The 17,742-nt window shown below is 60.8% G+C and carries 18 protein-coding genes; 11 read left to right on the top strand and 7 right to left on the bottom strand.

What is annotated here, in order from left to right; genetic code table 11:
• Nucleotides 1-25: 25 nt before the first annotated feature.
• Nucleotides 26-2,056, top strand: coding sequence for a nucleoside-diphosphate sugar epimerase/dehydratase (locus HJC00_RS23100; RefSeq protein ID WP_221164653.1), 2,031 nt, complete (start codon nt 26-28; stop codon nt 2,054-2,056).
• Here HJC00_RS23100 and HJC00_RS23095 read toward each other — a convergent pair.
• The 3 genes from HJC00_RS23095 to HJC00_RS23085 form a co-directional block, all read right to left on the bottom strand.
• Nucleotides 2,053-3,327, bottom strand: coding sequence for an O-antigen ligase (locus tag HJC00_RS23095; RefSeq protein WP_210633804.1), 1,275 nt, complete (start codon nt 3,325-3,327; stop codon nt 2,053-2,055). The genes HJC00_RS23100 and HJC00_RS23095 overlap by 4 nt on opposite strands.
• A gap of 332 nt (nt 3,328-3,659) precedes the next feature.
• Complete coding sequence (locus tag HJC00_RS23090; RefSeq protein ID WP_210633668.1) at nt 3,660-3,908, bottom strand: hypothetical protein; 249 nt, start codon at nt 3,906-3,908, stop codon at nt 3,660-3,662.
• A gap of 36 nt (nt 3,909-3,944) precedes the next feature.
• Nucleotides 3,945-4,346, bottom strand: a complete 402-nt coding sequence (locus HJC00_RS23085) for a DUF2934 domain-containing protein (RefSeq protein WP_210633670.1) — start codon at nt 4,344-4,346, stop codon at nt 3,945-3,947.
• Between the two features lie 228 nt (nt 4,347-4,574).
• On the opposite strand from HJC00_RS23085, the gene HJC00_RS23080 reads away from it, so the two are divergent.
• Together HJC00_RS23080 and uxuA are read left to right on the top strand one after the other, a co-directional pair.
• Nucleotides 4,575-5,258: a GntR family transcriptional regulator gene (locus HJC00_RS23080; RefSeq protein ID WP_221164686.1), complete on the top strand. Its 684-nt coding sequence runs from the start codon at nt 4,575-4,577 to the stop codon at nt 5,256-5,258.
• 44 nt (nt 5,259-5,302) lie between these two features.
• Nucleotides 5,303-6,490, top strand: a complete 1,188-nt coding sequence (uxuA, locus tag HJC00_RS23075; protein ID WP_210633674.1) for a mannonate dehydratase — start codon at nt 5,303-5,305, stop codon at nt 6,488-6,490.
• A gap of 57 nt (nt 6,491-6,547) precedes the next feature.
• Here uxuA and HJC00_RS23070 read toward each other — a convergent pair whose 3' ends face one another.
• Nucleotides 6,548-7,195 carry a TetR/AcrR family transcriptional regulator gene (locus HJC00_RS23070; protein ID WP_210633676.1) on the bottom strand — a complete coding sequence of 216 codons (648 nt, stop codon included), beginning with the start codon at nt 7,193-7,195 and terminating at the stop codon, nt 6,548-6,550.
• 136 nt (nt 7,196-7,331) lie between these two features.
• Between HJC00_RS23070 and HJC00_RS23065 the strand changes: the two genes are divergently transcribed.
• Nucleotides 7,332-8,516, top strand: a complete 1,185-nt coding sequence (locus HJC00_RS23065) for an HlyD family secretion protein (protein WP_221164652.1) — start codon at nt 7,332-7,334, stop codon at nt 8,514-8,516.
• 24 nt (nt 8,517-8,540) lie between these two features.
• Complete coding sequence (locus tag HJC00_RS23060; RefSeq protein WP_210633680.1) at nt 8,541-10,124, top strand: DHA2 family efflux MFS transporter permease subunit; 1,584 nt, start codon at nt 8,541-8,543, stop codon at nt 10,122-10,124.
• Nucleotides 10,125-10,207: 83 nt separating this feature from the next.
• Here HJC00_RS23060 and HJC00_RS23055 read toward each other — a convergent pair whose 3' ends face one another.
• Both HJC00_RS23055 and HJC00_RS23050 read right to left on the bottom strand, forming a co-directional pair.
• A complete protein-coding gene (locus HJC00_RS23055; protein ID WP_221164651.1) occupies nt 10,208-11,077 on the bottom strand; it encodes an aldose 1-epimerase family protein in 870 nt (289 codons plus the stop codon).
• 106 nt (nt 11,078-11,183) lie between these two features.
• Nucleotides 11,184-11,510, bottom strand: coding sequence for a DUF6665 family protein (locus HJC00_RS23050; protein WP_210633683.1), 327 nt, complete (start codon nt 11,508-11,510; stop codon nt 11,184-11,186).
• Nucleotides 11,511-11,651: 141 nt separating this feature from the next.
• On the opposite strand from HJC00_RS23050, the gene HJC00_RS23045 reads away from it, so the two are divergent.
• From HJC00_RS23045 to HJC00_RS23025, 5 genes are all read left to right on the top strand, one after another.
• Nucleotides 11,652-13,274 carry an ABC-F family ATP-binding cassette domain-containing protein gene (locus HJC00_RS23045; protein WP_221147544.1) on the top strand — a complete coding sequence of 541 codons (1,623 nt, stop codon included), beginning with the start codon at nt 11,652-11,654 and terminating at the stop codon, nt 13,272-13,274.
• Between the two features lie 220 nt (nt 13,275-13,494).
• A complete protein-coding gene (locus HJC00_RS23040; protein ID WP_085781420.1) occupies nt 13,495-14,022 on the top strand; it encodes a hypothetical protein in 528 nt (175 codons plus the stop codon).
• A gap of 98 nt (nt 14,023-14,120) precedes the next feature.
• The gene (locus HJC00_RS23035) at nt 14,121-14,285 is read left to right on the top strand and encodes a DUF1328 domain-containing protein (RefSeq protein WP_003571841.1); all 165 of its coding nucleotides are present in this window, start codon (nt 14,121-14,123) and stop codon (nt 14,283-14,285) included.
• Between the two features lie 328 nt (nt 14,286-14,613).
• Nucleotides 14,614-15,135, top strand: a complete 522-nt coding sequence (locus tag HJC00_RS23030; RefSeq protein ID WP_210633686.1) for a DUF992 domain-containing protein — start codon at nt 14,614-14,616, stop codon at nt 15,133-15,135.
• Between the two features lie 76 nt (nt 15,136-15,211).
• Entirely contained in the window at nt 15,212-15,679 is a 468-nt protein-coding gene (locus tag HJC00_RS23025; RefSeq protein ID WP_221164650.1) for a GNAT family N-acetyltransferase, read from the top strand.
• Nucleotides 15,680-15,739: 60 nt separating this feature from the next.
• On the opposite strand, the gene HJC00_RS23020 is transcribed toward HJC00_RS23025, so the two are convergent.
• The gene (locus HJC00_RS23020) at nt 15,740-16,669 is read right to left on the bottom strand and encodes a LysR substrate-binding domain-containing protein (protein WP_210633690.1); all 930 of its coding nucleotides are present in this window, start codon (nt 16,667-16,669) and stop codon (nt 15,740-15,742) included.
• A 73-nt stretch (nt 16,670-16,742) separates the two neighbouring features.
• Between HJC00_RS23020 and HJC00_RS23015 the strand changes: the two genes are divergently transcribed.
• Nucleotides 16,743-17,660 (top strand): DMT family transporter, encoded by a 918-nt coding sequence (locus HJC00_RS23015; protein ID WP_221164685.1) that lies wholly within the window; start codon nt 16,743-16,745, stop codon nt 17,658-17,660.
• The last annotated feature ends 82 nt before the right edge of the window (nt 17,661-17,742 follow it).

Genomic DNA, 17,742 nt, shown 5'->3' with positions numbered 1-17,742 from the left:
TTGATCCGCGAGACGCTGGGAAGCAATGCCTGAAAATACCCCCACTGAGACGCCACGCTCGGGATGGTTCTTAGTGCCGATGCAGGCGCTTGTCGCCCCTTTGCTGGCCATGCCGCGTGCTGCCAAACGCGCGCTCGCCCTGCTGGTGGATTCCGGCCTTTGCGTTCTGACGATCTGGCTGGCTTATTGCTTCCGCCTGAACGAATGGACGGTGCTAACCGGCGTGCAGTGGTTGCCGGTCTTGGTTTCCCTGTGCATGGCCCTTCCGATCTTCATCGTCATGGGCATGTATCGGGCGATCTTCCGTTACGCCAACATGGCCGCTTTCATTGCCGTTCTGAAGGCCATTGCTATCTACGGCGTCGCCTTCATGACGATCTTTACGGCGCTCAGCGTCCCGGGCGTTCCGAGAACCGTCGGCATTCTTCAGCCCTTCCTGCTGCTGATAGCGATCGGCCTGTCACGGTTGGGGATCCGTTATTGGCTCGGGGATACCTATCAGCGTATTCTTCACCAGAATACGCTCGCCAAGGTGCTGATCTATGGGGCGGGAAATGCCGGACGGCAACTCGCCGGCGCTCTGACGAGCAGCGCCGAACTCAATGTGGTCGGTTACCTCGATGATGATCCGCGCCTTAAGGGCGGCATCATGGGCGGTTTGCCGATCTATGACCCGTCGGATCTTCCGGTGCTCGCTGAAGCACTTGGCGTGCACAACGTGCTTCTTGCTCTTCCATCCGCATCGCGGCAGCGTCGCAATGAAATTCTCGAGCATATCCGTAAAGCCAGGGTGAACGTCCGGACATTGCCGGATCTCACAGCGCTGGCTCAGGGACGAGTCGCCGTTTCCGATATTCGTGAGCTGGAGATCGAAGACCTGCTGGGCAGGGAAGCGGTTGCGCCGCGGCAAGAGCTGCTCGACAAGGCGATGCGCAACAAGGTGGTGATGGTCACGGGCGCCGGCGGCTCTATCGGCGGCGAGTTATGTCGCCAGATTCTGCGCAACGCGCCTTCGAGCCTCATCCTCATAGATCAGAACGAGTTTGCGCTTTATAATATTCATGCCGAATTGCTGAAGCTGGCCGAAGCTTACAAGCATGAGAGCCTGCAGATCGTGCCGATCCTTTGTTCCGTCCGCGACCAGGATCGCATGGAACATATCATGCAGAGCTGGCGGCCTCAGACGCTTTATCACGCCGCCGCTTACAAGCATGTGCCACTCGTCGAACACAATGCCGTGGAAGGCATCAAGAACAATGTCATGGGGACATTGATCACCGCACGTGCGGCAAATAAATGCGGCGTCTCGAATTTCGTGCTGATCAGCACCGACAAAGCCGTGCGCCCGACAAATGTGATGGGCGCCAGCAAGAGGCTGGCGGAGATGGTGCTGCAGGCGCTCGCGGCAGAGCTGACCGCTGATAGACTGCGGACAAACTTCTCGATGGTCCGCTTCGGAAATGTTCTCGGTTCCTCCGGATCCGTCGTGCCGCTGTTCAGGCAGCAGATCAAGGAAGGCGGCCCGGTTACCCTGACGCATCCGAAAATAACTCGCTACTTCATGACCATTTCGGAAGCCTCGCAACTTGTCATCCAAGCGGGTGCCATGGCCGAGGGTGGCGATGTTTTCCTGCTCGATATGGGCGAGCCCGTCCGCATTGCGGATCTCGCCCGCAAGATGGTCGAACTGTCCGGATTGACCGTCCGGGACGTGGATAATCCAGAAGGGGACATCGAGCTAGCCGTTACCGGCCTGAGGCCCGGCGAGAAGCTTTATGAAGAACTGTTGATCGGGGATAACCCCGAGACAACTGAACATCCGCGGATTATGAAGGCGCGCGAGGATTTCCTGTTCTGGGCGGAACTTTCGAAGAAGCTCAACTCGCTCAATGCGTCCTTGGACCGAAACGACATGGTCGCGGCACGGGCGACCTTGGCAGAACTCGTTTCCGGCTATTCCTCAACGGGTGAGGTTTCAGACCTTGCGTTCACCGGCGCCGAAACCAATCCGGCGCAAGAAGATATCAACGCGCTAGCCTCAGGCGCAGGAAATTAGCTTCGAACGACAGCTGCATAGCGTGTACTGCCCCGATCCGCGCAAATAAGAGCGACCATATAGGCGAAGATCGGATCCAGTGCCTTTTGGTTGAACATGATGCCGAAGCTGCCGGTAATAATGTAACTGGTGGTGAGCAGAAGAGCGATCGCCATGGCTAGATCCCGGCCAGGGCCGGGTTCCTTTTTCCACGCACCGATCACGGGCGTCAGCAGCAGCAGTGAAAGCGCCGCGATGCCGACAAGGCCGGCGTCGATTCCCGCTGTGAGAAAGCCGTTATGGACATGGGAATAGGGCAGTTGCGGCCTTAGGCCCTCAGGGACTTCTGCCAGGACAGCAGCCATCCGGTTCTGCGGGCCATAGCCGGTCAGCGGATCCTTGGTGATTGCGGATAGGGCGCCCTTGTAGAGGGCAACGCGCGCGCTCAGCGAGGTGATATCACCATTGGTGCTTTCGAGCGACGACAGATTGTCCTGGAGCTCACGGACGCGATAGACAACCTGGTCGCTGCCCAGGGCGAGAAGTCCCAGCAGCAATACCGAGCCGGTGATGGCGAGGCTGCGCAGACTGATATGAAATCGGTTTTTGGGAAAATACCAGAGAAAGATGACGAGCTGGACGGGGATGACCAGCCAGGCCGAGCGCGTTCCGGAAAGCAGCGCGCAGCCGAGACCCGCGGCATACCCCAATATCGCGATCTTTTGCTCCATGCTTTTGGGAGATTGAATATTGAGTAGCGCGACGCCGCCGAAAAGCACGCCGATAACGCCGAGCAGCGCCGCGTTCGAGGTTCCCGCCTCCGCCCTGGGCATCAGGAACAAGACTTGAAGCAGGCTGAAAAGGAAAGTAACAATCATCCCGAGGCCGGCGGCGAGGATAAAGAGCGGTACAAGGCGGCCATCGGGAGATTGACGCATACGCGGCAAAATCAGCCAGATCGAAAAGAACGGCAGGAGCCGGAAAATCCAATCCAGTTCTTCCGAGAAAGGCGGATTGACGAATATGCTGACGATCATCACCACCGGGTAAATCGTCATGCAAATGGCAACCACCAGATCGGACTTCGACAGGTTCAGAGGACAGCGGGCTCTTGCCAGACAATAGAGGCCCGATAGCATCGACCCGAGGAGAATGAAGGAATTGAAGTTCGGCGAAAGTCCGGGCAGGATTGCAAAGAGAAAGACCGCAATGCCGTTGGTTCGATCAAGCGCGCTTCCAGATCCGTTTCCAGGATGAAGTACCGCAATCACGAGTTGCCTGAAATAGTTCACTTTGGTAGCCCTGAGGTGTTGCTTTCCAGCCTCGCTAAGGACGGTTGCCACCACTGTCAAGCCGTGAACGCGGGCAGAACCCGTGCTTTTTGCACTGTCGTATTCCGGCAACAGCAAGCCCGGATGCACTTTGCTCACTTGGCAATGGGCCGCAATAGCTTGCTATAGCAAAGCCGTGCCGATCGGAAAACACGTTTGAAGTGCGATCGAGAAGCTTTGTCATCGTGCGGCGCGATCCGGCCCATGGGGACACCTTTCGAGCACGACCTTGACCTCCCATCATCACCGAGTATCGGGCGATTTGTCAAAACTAACATCGTTGAAGTCTGCAGCTACCGCCAATATAGGCGCGAGTTTTCCACCGATGACCGGCCGAGGAGATAGCCGAACCCGAATGCGACAATACCTATAGTGAGCAACAATGCGCTTGCGGTCTGCGGGTGGTTTCTTGCCCCGGCCGTGACTGCATAGACCTCGCGTTTCACCCCGCTGGCCGCCGATTGGGCAACCTTGGCCAATCCTTCCGGCGGCTCGACGGGTGTGCCGGTGAATCCGGCGTCCAAGTCTCTTTTATCGACCATGTCGGGACCTTTCCTGCATTGACTCAAGACTGCAATTTAATCCTGCTCGCGTGTGCCGGGTGAGGCTTCGCGTTGATCGGCGTCTTCGAGATCCGTCTTGACCAGGAACGTATCGCTATGTTCGCGCGAGGCCTCTCGCAACGCTTCGAGCTTGGGAGGATTGTCGGCCTCGCCATGCCGCGTATCGAGCTCTTGTTCGGCGCGGGTCCAATGATCCTGATGCCTGCCCTCCGGCCTGCCGTCCTTCTCCCACAGCACGTATGCTCTTTTGCGGATCTCCTCCTCGCGGCCAGCGGCCGGAGAATCGGTGCGCTGCCCGACGGTCTGGTGTGCCGCTTGCCGCGCCATCTTCCCTTTCCGCGCACCGGCGGGGGAGGAATCCTTCAGCCGCGTGTCGTCAGTCGTGCCTTCACTTCTTTTGCGTACCGGGTTCTTCATCGGCGCCTCCTTGATTGGATCTCAACCAATTCGGCTGATCTAAGTTCCAACCAAGAGACGCGGCCAGCATCGAAACGGCGGTTGAAGCGACGCGGAACCTCAAAATGTAAACCAGTTCCTCCGCAGCTCTTGGCAAGGCGCTGAGGCTGATATACTAGTATGTCAGAACGCCACCACCGGTCTTGAGTATGCGGCAGTCCCCAGAAGCCGAAGCGCCCTGCTGTTCCGATTTCCCAAGGAGTCGGTCCGAAGTTGCGACGCGTCACCACGGCCGGCGCCATCTACGAACGGCTCTATGCCGACATCGTCTCGCTCAGGATGCCGCCTGGCCTGTTGCTGCAGGAGAAGCGGATTGCCGAGGATTTCAGGGTCAGCCGCACGCCGGTGCGCGAGGCACTGCTCAGGCTCTCCGAAGGCGGGCTGGTCGACATCTATCCGCAGTCGGGCACGGTCGTATCGCGTGTGCCTGTCGCGTCGATCCCGGAGGCGGTGGTCGTGCGCAAGGCGCTCGAAGGTACGACCGTCGAGGCTGCGGCCGAAACCGCCAGCGCTGCCGATATTGCCCATCTGGACGCCATCATCTCCCGGCAGCGGTCGCATGCCGCGGTCGGCAACGCCTCGAACTTTCATGAGGAGGACGAGGCCTTTCACGAAGCGATTGCTGAGATAGCAGGTTATCCCGGCATCTGGGCGATTCTGAAGACGGTCAAGGTGCAGATCGACCGGGCGCGGCGGCTGGCGCTGCCGGCGCTTGGGCGGATGGACAATGTGATCCGCGAACACATCGTCATTCGCGACGCGCTCGTCGCCCATGATGCCACGGCTGCGCGCGGCGCGATGATCCATCACTTGAGCGCCGTCATTCCCGATGTCGATGAGCTACGCTCGCGTTACCCCGATTATTTCTGCTGACGGCAGGATCACCACGAAACGAAGAGTCGAGGGAAGGAAGAAAGATGCGACAGGGTTGGAGATGGTTCGGACCGGAAGCGCCGGTGACGCTGGATGATGTCCGCCAGACGGGCGCCACTAATATCGTCTCATCGCTCCATCAGGTGCCGATTGGCAGGGCCTGGACGGAGAAGGAGGTGCGCGAACGCCAATCGCTGATCGAGACGACGCCAGCCGACCGCTCGCCGCTCGTCTGGTCGGTCGTCGAAAGCATTCCGATCCCCGATGCCATCAAGCGCAGGGGCGGGGAGGCGAAGGCCGAAATCGAGGCGTGGATCGCAAGCCTCGAAGCGGTCGCCGCCTGCGGCATTCCGATCGTCTGCTATAATTTTATGCCCGTCGTGGACTGGACCCGCACCGAACTCGATTTCGTGACGCCGACCGGGGCCACCGCGATGCGCTTTGATCATGAGCGTTTCGCGGCCTTCGATCTTTTCATTCTGGAACGGCCGGATGCGGCACGGGACTATGCCGATGCAGATCGGGAACGGGCGCGCATCGTCTTCGAGGCGATGTCGGAGGAGGAGATCGCCGAGATCACCCGCATCATCACATCGGCTCTGCCGGGTTCGACCACCGAACCTCTGACCATTCCGGCCTTCCGGGAAAAGCTTGTCGCCTATCGCGGTATCGATGCCGCAAGGCTGCGCCGGCACCTGATCGAATTCCTCGAGGCGGTGACGCCGGCCGCCGAAGCACGCGGCGTCAAGCTGACGCTGCATCCCGACGATCCGCCGCGGTCGCTGTTCAGTCTGCCGCGCATCGCCTCGACGGCCGATGATTATGCTGCTCTCTTCGATGCGGTGCCGTCGAAGGCGAACGGCATGTGCTATTGCACCGGCAGCCTTGGCGTGCGCGCCGATAACGATCTGCCGGCGATCGCCCGCCGTTTCGCCTCACGGATATATTTCGCCCATCTGCGCGCTACGACGAGAGAGGGCGATGGCCGAACATTCCATGAAAGCGCGCACCTGGAGGGCGATGTCGACATGGTTGCCGTTCTCCGGGAACTTGTCACGGAAGACCGCCGCCGTGGCGCTCAAGATACCATCGTCTTCCGCTCGGACCATGGCCACCGCATGCTCGACGATCTCGACAAAACAGTCACGCCCGGCTACCCCGCCATTGGCCGCATGCGCGGCCTTGCCGAGCTTCGCGGCATCCTGCATGCACTGGATGCCCCGCCGACCTGAGGGCATTGGCGTCGCTTGGCATAGAAAATCATTGCGCTCTGGAGCCCAAGCGACACTTCAGAGCGCGCAACCCTTCAGGAACAGATCCGTGCACATCTTCGCCCTTGCGGCGATCTCCTTGATCCCCGGCGGCTGTTGCTGGCGCAGCATCGCTGCACGCTGTGGCTCCATGATCATCATCCCACGGAGCATCCCGCAGGCGGCATGTGGATCGTCGAGTGCGATCAGCCCGCGATCGATCTGTCTACGCAGCCAGTCCTCCATCAGCGCGTTGGTCCTGACGATCGCTTTCTCATAGAAGGTCGTGGCGATCTCGGGAAAGCGGTCGGACTCGCTGATGACGAGCCGAGTCACGGTGATCGTGTCCAGCGAGAGCGTCAGCATGCCATAGGCCATCAGCATGCGCTCCAATCCTTGCCTGAGGTCCAATACCGCAAGCGTTCCGGGATCGAGCGACATGAGGAAGCGCCCCGTCCGCTCGATGATCATCTCGGAAAACAGATCCGCCTTGGTCGGAAACAGCCGGTAGAGCGTCTTGGTCGAGACACCAGCCCCTTGCGCGATCGCGGCGATGCTTGCCGCGGCATAACCATTCTCGTGGAACTGCCGGTTAGCCGCCTCGATGATCACGCTTCTCGTATCGTCGTCGCAGCGGACTTGCGGTCGTCCTCGCGGTCTCTTCTCGATTTCGTGATTTTGGACCATGACTATTTTCCAAATTCTTGTTGACACCGATTTTATAAAGCATATTTTGGAAAATAACAAGTTTCCAAAAGTGGAACTGACATGAATTTAGAGGCCGCAGCCGGTAGCGACAGCGACCAGTAATAGGAGAAAGGCAATGTCCATCAGTACGCTGCAGGCCCTGAACAACAACGCGCCTGTCACCGAAACCACGGCGGAGGCCGCGCCGGCAACCCTTGATACCGGCAACACGTCACGCATCGTCGAAGCTGCCGCCGTTTTGGAGCATCCCGCCCCCAAGCGCCGTGGCCGCGGACTGTTGCTGGGCGCGACCGCCATCGCCCTGATCGCCGCCGCCAGCTATTACGGCCATAGTTACTGGACCTTCGGCCGCTTCGAGATTTCCACCGACGACGCCTATGTGAAGGCCGACAATACGACTGTCGCACCAAAGGTTTCGGGCTACATCGCGGAAGTGCTCGTAGGTGATAACCAGGTGGTCAGGGCGGGTCAGCCGCTCGCACGCATCGATGATCGCGATTTCCGTGCCGCTCTCGATCAGGCCAAGGCCGATGTCGCCGCCGCCGAGGCGACGCTCAACGCCAAGCAGGCGTCGCTGGATATTCAGCAGTCGACGATTGCCGCAGCCCGCGCCACGGTCGAGGTCGACAAGGCAAACGAGACCTTCGCCGAACAGAACAACAGGCGTTACGCCAATCTCGCCACCAATGGTTATGCGCCAGTTCAGACGGCACAACAGGCCGCTTCCGCCATTGCCGCCGCCCAGGCAACCATTGTTCGCGACAACGCTGCGCTCGACGCCGCCGTCAAGCAAGTCGACCTTCTCAATGCCGAACTCGCCCAGGCGAAGGCGACGCTCGCCCATGACCAGGCTGTCCAGCATCAGGCTGAACTGAACCTCTCCTATGCAGAGATTACCGCCCCTGTCGACGGCACCGTCGGCAACAGGACGCTGCGGGTCGGCCAGTATGTGCAGGCGGGCACCCAGCTGATGTCGGTTGTACCCACGAGCGCGATCTATGTGATCGCCAACTACAAAGAAACGCAGCTGACCGATGTTCGCGCCGGCCAGCCGGTGGATATCGAGGTCGATACTTTTCCAGGCCGCATCTATCGGGGCCATGTCGATAGCCTTGCTCCGGCAAGCGGCCAGGAATTCGCGCTTCTGCCTCCCGACAACGCGACCGGCAACTTCACAAAGGTCGTTCAGCGCATTCCGGTCAAGATCGTGCTCGACGGCGAAGCCGCCAATGGCGACTTGCGACCCGGCATGTCCGTTCAGCCGAGCATCGACACCAAGGCCGATGCCGACCGCAGTTAGGCGCGGGGATTAGGAGATCGCGTCATGTCCACTACCGCAGCAACAGCCGCCCCCATATCGCAGCCGGGCGCCGGCACCAAGGAATGGATCGCCGTTCTCGCCGGCATGATCGGCGCCTTCATGGCGATCCTCAACATCCAGATCACCAATGCCTCCCTCCTCGACATCGAGGGCGGCATCGGAACGGGCGTCGACAACGGCGCATGGATATCGACCTCCTACCTGATTGGGGAGATCGTCGTCATTCCGCTGACGGCCTATTTCAGCAATGTCTTCTCGTTCCGCCGCTATATCCTCGTCAATTCCATTCTCTTTCCGCTATTTTCGATGGCTTGTGCCTTCGCGCATGATCTCGGCACGATGATCCTGCTGCGCGGCCTGCAGGGCTTTGCCGGTGGCGTACTGATCCCCATGGCCTTCACCATGGTGCTAACCAAATTGCCGAAGACCCAGCAGCCGCTGGGGCTCGCGATCTTCGCGCTGTCGGTCACTTTCGCCCCGGCCATCGGCCCGACGATCGGCGGCTACCTGACGGAGAATTATGGCTGGCAGACGATCTTCTTCATCAACACGATCCCGAGCCTCATTATGGCGGCCGCTCTCGCCCTGACGCTGGAAAAGCAGCCGATGCAGCTCCACCTTCTGAGGGAAGGCGACTGGGCCGGCATCTTCACCATGGCCGTCGGCCTCTCGGCGCTGCAGACCGTGCTGGAGGAAGGCAACAAGGAAGACTGGTTCTCTTCGCCCTTCATCGTCAAGCTCAGCCTTGTCGCCTTCGTCTTTCTCGCTGTCTTCATCTGGATCGAGCTGACGGTCAAGAAGCCGCTGGTAAAGCTGCGGCTGCTCACTCAGCGCAATTTCGGCATCGGCGTGCTGGTCAACGTCCTGGTCGGCGTCGCGCTCTTTGGCACAGTCTATATCCTGCCGCAATATCTCGGCCAGGTGCAGCGTTATAATGCCGAGCAGATCGGCAACGTACTCGCCTGGACCGGCCTGCCGCAGCTGTTGCTCATTCCGCTGGTGCCTGTTCTCATGAAGCGTTTCGACGCCCGCTATATCGGCTTCCTCGGTATCTCGATCTTCGCGATCAGCTGCTTCATGAACATCATGCTTTCGGCTGACAATGCCGGCGACCAGTTCTGGATCCCGAATATTGTCCGTGCCGTTGGCCAGGCCCTGGTGCTGACCCCGATCACAGCCATTACGACGGCCGGCATTGCTCCATCAGATGCCGCCGCCGCCTCTGGCCTGACCAACATGCTGCGCAATCTTGGCGGCGCGGTCGGCACCGCCTCTCTCGGCACCATCCTGACGAAGCGCGAACAGTTCCATTCCAATATCATCGGCCAGTCGATTACGCTGAGCCGTGACGAAGTTCGCGATCGCCTGGGCAAGCTTACCGGCTACTTCATCCAGCACGGCGTCACCGATCCGGCTGTTGCATCGCAAAAGGCGGTCGTTGCGATGGGTCAGATCGTCAAGCGCCAGGCATTGATCTTGGGCTTCAGCGATACTTTCGCTATCATCGGCGTGGTGCTTGCAGTGGCGGCATTTGCCCTGCTCCTCACCAAAAAGCCTCAGGCCGGCGCCGGTGCGGGCGCCCATTGAAACCCGGCGGACGCCGCAGGAAGATCCTCCGTAGGGAAAGCCCTCCTTTGCCGTCATGCGAAGGGGGGCTTCACACGTGAACGCTAATGGCCGATCTCGACCGTGAAGGCGAAACGCGCAACGGCGCCCGGTGCAAGCAGCGTCGTCGAGGGCCGCTTCGACAACTGGCTCGATGCTCCGGCTTGCGCAGCCGTGCCATGCCATGGCTCGACGCAAAGGAAGGGCGCGCCCGGCTTGGTCCAGAGAGCGAGGTTGGGCAGGTTTTCGAAGCGGAACCGCAGGATTGGCCCGCCTTCGGCCCCGTAGCGCAGCCCTTCGCCCGCACCCTTGGGGAAGATCATCGCATCCTGCTCGAACAGCGCGTGATTCAGAACCAGACGTCCGGCATGAAACGGCGAAGGCAGCGCTGGGGGATTGATAAGGCCGCCCGCCAGCCGCACGAGTTCCGGCTCGCCCTGATTGTCGAGCGTGATGATGTGGGCGCGTCCGGTAGCGCCGGGCAGCGGCCAGGCGAAGGCGGAGTGGAATCCAAGCCCGAAGGGCATCGTCTTCCGGTCGCGGTTGGTCACCTCGGCGCTGACCGTCAGCGCCCGGCCTTCCACCGCATGCTCCACGGCCAGCAGGAATTCGAACGGATAGACCGCCCGGGTACTCTCCGAGGCGGCAAGCTCGTACCGACACATCGTTGCCGCGGATGCCGCGAGGGAAAACTCGCTGCGGCGGGCAAAACCATGCTGGGCCATCGGATAGATCGTGCCGTCGATTGCGATCTTGTCGTCCGGGGCCTTGCCGACGATCGGAAACAGGATCGGCGAACGCCCGGTCCAGAAGGCGGCGTCGCCCGTCCATAGCCACGAGCGTCCGTCGCTTGATTTAAGTGCCTGCATCTCGGCGCCGAGGGAGGAGACATCGACAGTGAGGTCCTGATTGCCGATCCGGATTGAGGCTGGCATCGCAATTTCCCTTTCGTAGGTTGGTACCAAGTCATCTCATTTCCGCACCGTTAGTTTCGACTCAATCGGTGAGGGTGGTAATCACACGCAAGCTGGCGCTCATTCGTTACTTCCGTATCGCGCCCAACCTTGCGATCACTTCGTTCGGAATTCCGTAGCGCTGAATGGCGTCGCGGTTATTTTTCATTCCGCAGATTTCACGCTGGATGAAGAATGCCCAGACCGCGTCGGAGGCGTCATTGAGAAGTCTCTCGCGCTCCGCACTTTGGCGTTCGCCGGTCCAGGCTTTCAAGGCGGCGAGGGCCGCCTCCACCTTCAGCCCGTGACGCCCGAGTGAGTCGGCGCGCTCCGACATCAGCTCGTATTCGAGGACGCTGAGGCCGTTCCTATCCTCCTGGGATTGTCTGAAAGACTGCGGGGGCCGAACGCTCATGGGCACGGATTCCTTATCAGCGTAGGCGACAACCTTATCCAATCCGGTCTTTGAGATCGAGAGGGCAGGGGAACGGACCTTTCCCGCCATTTCCCGGCGTGGTAAGGGCGCCGTAACTTTCTTTCAGGCCCATAGCAGACCGTGATTCGTATCGAGAATATCAGCAAGCAGCTCAGCCACCGGATCCTCTTCATTGAGGCGTCGGCCGCTCTTAACAAAGGCGAGAAGATCGGCCTCGTCGGCCCGAACGGCGCCGGCAAGACGACGATCTTCCGGATGATCAACGGTGAAGAGCAGCCCGACGAGGGACAGGTCTCCTGCGAGAAGGGCGTCACCATCGGCTATTTCGACCAGGACGTCGGCGAAATGTCAGGCCACAGCGCCGTCGCCGAAGTGATGAACGGCGCCGGGCCGGTCAGCATCGTTGCCGCTGAACTGCGGGAGCTGGAGGCGGCCATGGTCGACCCCGAGAGGGCCGGCGACATGGAGGAGATCATCGAGCGCTACGGCGAGGTGCAGGCGCGTTACGAGGAGCTGGACGGTTATGCGCTCGACGGGCGCGCCCGCGAAGTGCTTGCGGGCCTGAGTTTCAGCCAGGAGATGATGGACGGCGACGTCGGTGCGCTGTCGGGCGGCTGGAAGATGCGCGTGGCGCTTGCCCGCATCCTGCTGATGCGTCCCGACGTCATGCTGCTGGACGAACCGAGCAACCACCTGGATCTCGAAAGCCTGATCTGGCTCGAAGAGTTCCTGAAGGGTTATGAGGGGGCGCTGCTGATGACCTCGCACGACCGCGAGTTCATGAACCGCATCGTCAACAAGATCCTCGAGATCGACGCCGGCTCGCTGACCTCCTATTCCGGCGACTATGAATTTTACGAGCAGCAGCGGGCGCAGAACGAAAAGCAGCAGCAGGCCCAGTTCGAGCGCCAGCAGGCGATGCTCGCCAAGGAAATCAAGTTCATCGAGCGGTTCAAGGCGCGCGCTTCGCATGCTTCGCAGGTGCAGAGCCGCGTGAAGAAGCTGGAGAAGATCGACCGGGTGGAGCCGCCCAAGCGCCGTCAGTCGGTCGCGTTCGAATTCCAGCCAGCGCCGCGCTCCGGCGAGGACGTGATCAGCTTGAAGAACGTCCATAAGAAATATGGCAGCCGAAGCATCTATGAGGGGCTGGATTTCATGGTACGGCGGCGAGAACGCTGGTGCATCATGGGCATCAACGGCGCCGGCAAATCGACGTTGCTGAAGCTGGTGACGGGCACCACGACGCCCGACGAAGGCAGTGTCGCTCTCGGCGCCAGCGTCAAGTTGGGCTATTTCGCCCAGCATGCGATGGATATTCTCGATGGCGAGCGCACGATCTTCCAATCGCTGGAAGATCGCTTTCCCCAGGCAGGGCAGGGGCCTTTGCGCGCGCTCGCCGGATGTTTCGGCTTTTCCGGTGACGATGTCGAGAAAAGGTGCCGGGTGCTGTCGGGCGGCGAGAAGGCCCGGCTGGTCATGGCTATGATGCTGTTCGACCCGCCGAACCTGCTCGTGCTCGACGAGCCGACCAACCATCTCGACCTCGACACCAAGGAAATGCTGATCAAGGCGCTCGCGCAATATGAGGGCACCATGCTCTTCGTATCCCACGACCGGCATTTCCTAGCTGCGCTCTCCAACCGCGTGCTGGAACTGACCCCGGAGGGCGTCCATCAATATGGCGGCGGCTATACGGAATATGTGGCGCGCACGGGTCATGAGGCGCCTGGCCTGCGCAGCTGACGGCTATTTTTCCGGCGGCACGGCGAAACCATTGAAATCGAAACGACCAGCAGAGCGCGTCCGCATATTGTTGGACGGCCGGCGCTTTATCGGCGGTTGTGAAAGCCGTTTATGTGAACGAAGAAGAGCGCCGGCCGACATTGCCGGCGCTCTGCCACGATGATGACCCATTTCCATGGTGTTCGGGCCTTCTTCAAACAATCGGGGCGGGCACATCAGCATGGACTGGATCAATCGTCATATCGATCAGCCGTTATTGAACGGCGCGGCAGGCTTGCTGCGGCAGTGGCACATTCGTACACGGCAGTCGCCGGAGCTGCTGGAGCCGACGTGGAACCTTGTCGTGCTATCCTTTCTCCTTATCGCGAGCGGACAGGTCATGACGGGCAAGCCTTTCGCGCTCAGCATTGCCGCGCTGATCATGCTGGCCCTGCCTTCAGCCAAGAAGTTGCTTTCGGCGGTCAAGGCAGGGGGAAGCGCCTATGGCGCCCGGGAATACAAATCGTCAAGGGCGCGCGCCGTCGCCAAACGGGAGGCGGAATGGTCGGTGCGGATCATCGTGCTGTTTTCATCCGCCTGCCTTCCGTTCATCGCCCGCATCGATGATCCGGTGGGCGCCTGTTTCATGCTCGGGGCAAGTGTCTGGTTCGTGCTGACCGGGCCGCTCAAAACTTACCTCGATGCGGCCGAACCTCCCGAACCGACCGAGGGCGACCGGATGTACAGCGGCGTCTTTCATTTCGGCTGAAAGCCGCCGATGCGACGTTCCATCGGCCGGCCATGAGAGTGAGGGAACCAAACCGGACGGCCGCCGTTATCTCCGCAGCAACGTAAAAGGAGATTGCGATGCTTTACTACGCTCTGGTGTTTCTCGTTGTGGCCTTGATTGCCGGCGTCCTCGGATTTGGCGGCATTGCAGGGGCTTCAGCTTCCATTGCCCAGGTTCTGTTCTTCATTTTCCTGGTGTTGTTCGTCGTCTCGCTTGTCATGCGCTTCATGCGCAGAGTATAGTGAAGATGGTTCAAGTATAAAAGCCCGGTGATAATTATCGCCGGGTTTTGCTTTCCTTGATGGTCCCGCAGTGGTCGGTGAAACTCGCTTCGAGCGAATGTGCTTTTCGTGCAACCATCCCTAACAAGATCGTGAAAGACCGCATGCTGGTCGCATGTGCCTTCGAAATGTCCCAATGGGGCTGAACCGTGGGGCTGTCGCTTGCGCCTTCCCACGCGCTTTGACACGCGACGCGAAAACGGCGCCGTCCGGGATTGCTCTGCAGTCCCCTCCGATATCCGGTGCCGCCAGCCGGGTGTTCCCGTCACGATTTGAGAAGGAGAGACTTATGAAAACAACTCTTGCGGCGGCGTTTGCCGCGGTATCGTTGACGTTTTTTGGCGCGGGGGCGGCCAATGCCGCCGACCCTGTCACCAGAACATATGAAGAGCCGGACCTGCGCAATGGCGTGAAGATCGGTTATCTCACTTGCGATATCGGCGGCGGCACGGGATATGTGCTCGGTTCGTCCAAGGAAGCCGATTGCGTCTTTCAGTCAATTGTCGGCAATGAGCTTTTCGATCACTACACCGGCGAAATCCGAAAGCTTGGCATCGACCTCGGCTTCACCACGCGCAGTCGCTTGATCTGGGCGGTGTTTGCGCCGACGGCTGGTTATCATCGTGGGTCGCTCGCCGGACTTTATGTCGGCGCCAGCGCAGAGGCGACGGTTGGTGCCGGCGTCGGCGCCAACCTCCTGGTCGGTGGCACCTCCGGTTCAATCCATCTGCAGACGGTCAGCCTGACGGGCCAGCTCGGCCTGAATGTCGCGGCCGGCAGCGCGTCGATGACACTGACACCGGCGGATTGACGGGTTTTGTCGCCCCCTGCCGCGACGGGGCGGGGGCGTCACGAGATTATTGGGTTGGCTTGCTGGCGACGAAACGATGGATATCCGAATTGCAACGCCGGGCGAGGATGAGATCCTGGTCGGCCACTATCTGAAAATCTGGGACAGCTATGGCACGCCGCCGGAACATTACAGGCCGGATGCGGCGGCGCGGATATTGGCGTTTTTGAGAAGCGGTCGCCAGGAGCGACGCCTCGCCTCGTTCCTGGCCGTTGTGGACGATGGAATCGCCGGTTCCGTATCTTGTCAGCTGCACCAATCGCCGTTTCCGGAAGTCATTCGGTCGGAGCAGCGGTTGCACGGTTATATCTGGTCCGTCTATGTCGCCGAGGCTTTCCGCCGGCGCGGCATTGCTTTGGCGCTGACGAACAGGGCCGTTGATTATCTGAAATCCATCGGCTGCACGACTGCCGTCATTCATGCCTCGGATGTGGGGGAGCCAGTCTATCGCAGCGCCGGCTTCGAGCTGGCGAAGGAAATGCGCCTGAAGTTTCCTGTGGAGTGAGCCGCATAGCCGAAGCGCCTACACACGGCTGAGGCATGTGCGCGGCGGCGCGTTTTCTGTTTACGCTTTCGGCTTGCCGGGCGCGATAAAGGCGTTGATCGCCGTCTCGTCATGGCCGGCTTCGCGTAGGAAGCGGCTGGCGAATTCGATGGCAGGACTTCTCAATGCATCGTCCGGCCGGATCAGGTGAAAAGCGACATGGGAATCGAGGGTGCGCTGTGACACTGCGACGACGCGCCCGGCGGCAAGCGCAGCATCCGACAACGGCGGCCGCGCAAGCGCAATGCCGAGCCCTTGCGCGCAGGCATCGACCACCAGATTGTAATCTTCGAAGCGTCGGTCCTGGCCACGCGGCGTATAGTCGACGCCCTCACGCGCTAGCCAGCGCCGCCAGCCCTCGATATTGGAGTCGTGAAGAATCGGCAGATCGAGCAGCGAAAGCGCATCCGAGCGTTGCCCGAGTCGTGCTGCCATTGTCGGTGAGGCGATCGGAAAAGATTTCTCCTGCCACAGCGGCAGGGCGCGCACGCCCGCCCATGGTCCCTTGCCGCAGCGGACGGCAAGGTCCGTGCCTTCGCCGAAGTCCGCCAGGCGGTGTTCGAGCGTCAATTCGACATGCAGCTCATTTCCTTCGAGCTTTGCCAGGCGCGGAAACAACCATAGAGAGGCGACGGACGGAGTAACGGAAAGGCGCACCACCGCCTTGTTCGGCCGTGGCAGCCAGCGCTCGCCGGTGTTCCCGAGCAGGGAAAGAGCTTCCTCGGCACGTGCGAAGAACCGCATGCCCTCCGGGGTGAGGCGCACACCGCGAGCTTCACGCGCGAAGAGCCGCACGCCCATCCAGCGCTCGAGCCGCGAGACCTGCCGCGATACGGCGCCATGGGTGATCCCGCTTTCCTCGGCCGCGGCCGAAAACGATCCGAGCCGAGCGGCGCGGGCAAAGGTCTCGAGCGTATCGAGCGGTGGGAGCACTGGCGAGCTGTGAACCATGCGCACATTTGATCATCGATTGCGGTGCTTTTCAAGCATGTATCGAAGCCCTAATTCGTTGTCGCACGCACAGATGGAGGCGAACATGAGCATGGCGGCAAGCGCACCGGTTTCGGCAAAACAGCAAGGCGGCTTCGATCTGATCGCCTTTGCGGCGATTGTCGTCACCATTCTCTTCTGGGCCTCTTCCTTCGTGGTGATCCGTATCTGTCTCGGGCCGCTGACGCCGATCGAACTGGCAACGGCGCGTTATGTGGCGGCAGGCGTCCTCGCCCTTGTCTATCTCGCCATCTACCGGCCGATGCCGGAAAAGCGTGAATTCGTCCGCCTCTCGGTCGCTGCCGTCCTCTTCATCGCCGCCTATGCGGTTCTCCTGAACACCGGCGAGCAGACCGTGGCGGCGGGGCCGGCGAGCTTCATCATTAATACCATGCCCGTCTTCACCGCCCTGATTGCCACATTCGCGCTCGGCGAGCGTTTCGGCCGCTGGGGCTGGGTTGGCACCGCGGTTTCCTTCGGCGGCGTGGCGCTGATCGCCGTCGCCTCCGACGGCGGCTTCACGCTCGATCCGAACGCTGTGCTGATCCTCGGTGCGGCGCTCTGCTCGGCGATCGCCAGCGTGTTGCAGAAACCGCTGCTCGCTCGCCTGCCGGCGCTTGCCGTCACCGCCTGGATCCTGTTGATCGGCTCCGTGCCACTCTTTCCGGCCGTCCCGGCGACGATCCGCGCGCTGGCGGCGGCGCCGGCAGAGGTCAATTGGGGCGTTGCCTATCTCGTCATCTTCCCGACTGCGATCGGCTATCTTACCTGGGCCATCGCCTTGAAGCGGCTGACCGCTGCGCGCGCCTCGAATTTTCTCTACGGCGTCCCGCCTGTCGCAACGCTGATCGGGTTCGTCGGGCTGGGTGAGACGCCGACCGCACCGGGTGCTGCCGGCGGCGTCATGGCGATCCTTGGCGTGCTCGTGGTCAACGTGATGCGGAAACGATAACCGTAATCGCGCTGCCGCCACGTTCGGAGTGCCGCAGTCGGGCAACTGACAAATAGGCATTGCGCTGCCGTTCGCTTTCTTT

The sequence above is a fragment of the Rhizobium sp. NLR22b genome, from assembly GCF_019685295.1.
GTDB lineage: Bacteria > Pseudomonadota > Alphaproteobacteria > Rhizobiales > Rhizobiaceae > Rhizobium.
This window is presented reverse-complemented; position numbering and strand designations above follow the sequence as displayed.

Coding starts and splice junctions, on each gene's coding strand:
- HJC00_RS23100 (WP_221164653.1), top strand. CDS start 26: ATGCCTGAAAATACCCCCACTGAGACGCCACGCTCGGGATGGTTCTTA.
- HJC00_RS23090 (WP_210633668.1), bottom strand. CDS start 3,908: ATGGTCGATAAAAGAGACTTGGACGCCGGATTCACCGGCACACCCGTC.
- HJC00_RS23085 (WP_210633670.1), bottom strand. CDS start 4,346: ATGAAGAACCCGGTACGCAAAAGAAGTGAAGGCACGACTGACGACACG.
- uxuA (WP_210633674.1), top strand. CDS start 5,303: ATGCGACAGGGTTGGAGATGGTTCGGACCGGAAGCGCCGGTGACGCTG.
- HJC00_RS23070 (WP_210633676.1), bottom strand. CDS start 7,195: ATGGTCCAAAATCACGAAATCGAGAAGAGACCGCGAGGACGACCGCAA.
- HJC00_RS23065 (WP_221164652.1), top strand. CDS start 7,332: ATGTCCATCAGTACGCTGCAGGCCCTGAACAACAACGCGCCTGTCACC.
- HJC00_RS23060 (WP_210633680.1), top strand. CDS start 8,541: ATGTCCACTACCGCAGCAACAGCCGCCCCCATATCGCAGCCGGGCGCC.
- HJC00_RS23055 (WP_221164651.1), bottom strand. CDS start 11,077: ATGCCAGCCTCAATCCGGATCGGCAATCAGGACCTCACTGTCGATGTC.
- HJC00_RS23050 (WP_210633683.1), bottom strand. CDS start 11,510: ATGAGCGTTCGGCCCCCGCAGTCTTTCAGACAATCCCAGGAGGATAGG.
- HJC00_RS23040 (WP_085781420.1), top strand. CDS start 13,495: ATGGACTGGATCAATCGTCATATCGATCAGCCGTTATTGAACGGCGCG.
- HJC00_RS23035 (WP_003571841.1), top strand. CDS start 14,121: ATGCTTTACTACGCTCTGGTGTTTCTCGTTGTGGCCTTGATTGCCGGC.
- HJC00_RS23030 (WP_210633686.1), top strand. CDS start 14,614: ATGAAAACAACTCTTGCGGCGGCGTTTGCCGCGGTATCGTTGACGTTT.
- HJC00_RS23025 (WP_221164650.1), top strand. CDS start 15,212: ATGGATATCCGAATTGCAACGCCGGGCGAGGATGAGATCCTGGTCGGC.
- HJC00_RS23020 (WP_210633690.1), bottom strand. CDS start 16,669: ATGGTTCACAGCTCGCCAGTGCTCCCACCGCTCGATACGCTCGAGACC.
- HJC00_RS23015 (WP_221164685.1), top strand. CDS start 16,743: ATGGAGGCGAACATGAGCATGGCGGCAAGCGCACCGGTTTCGGCAAAA.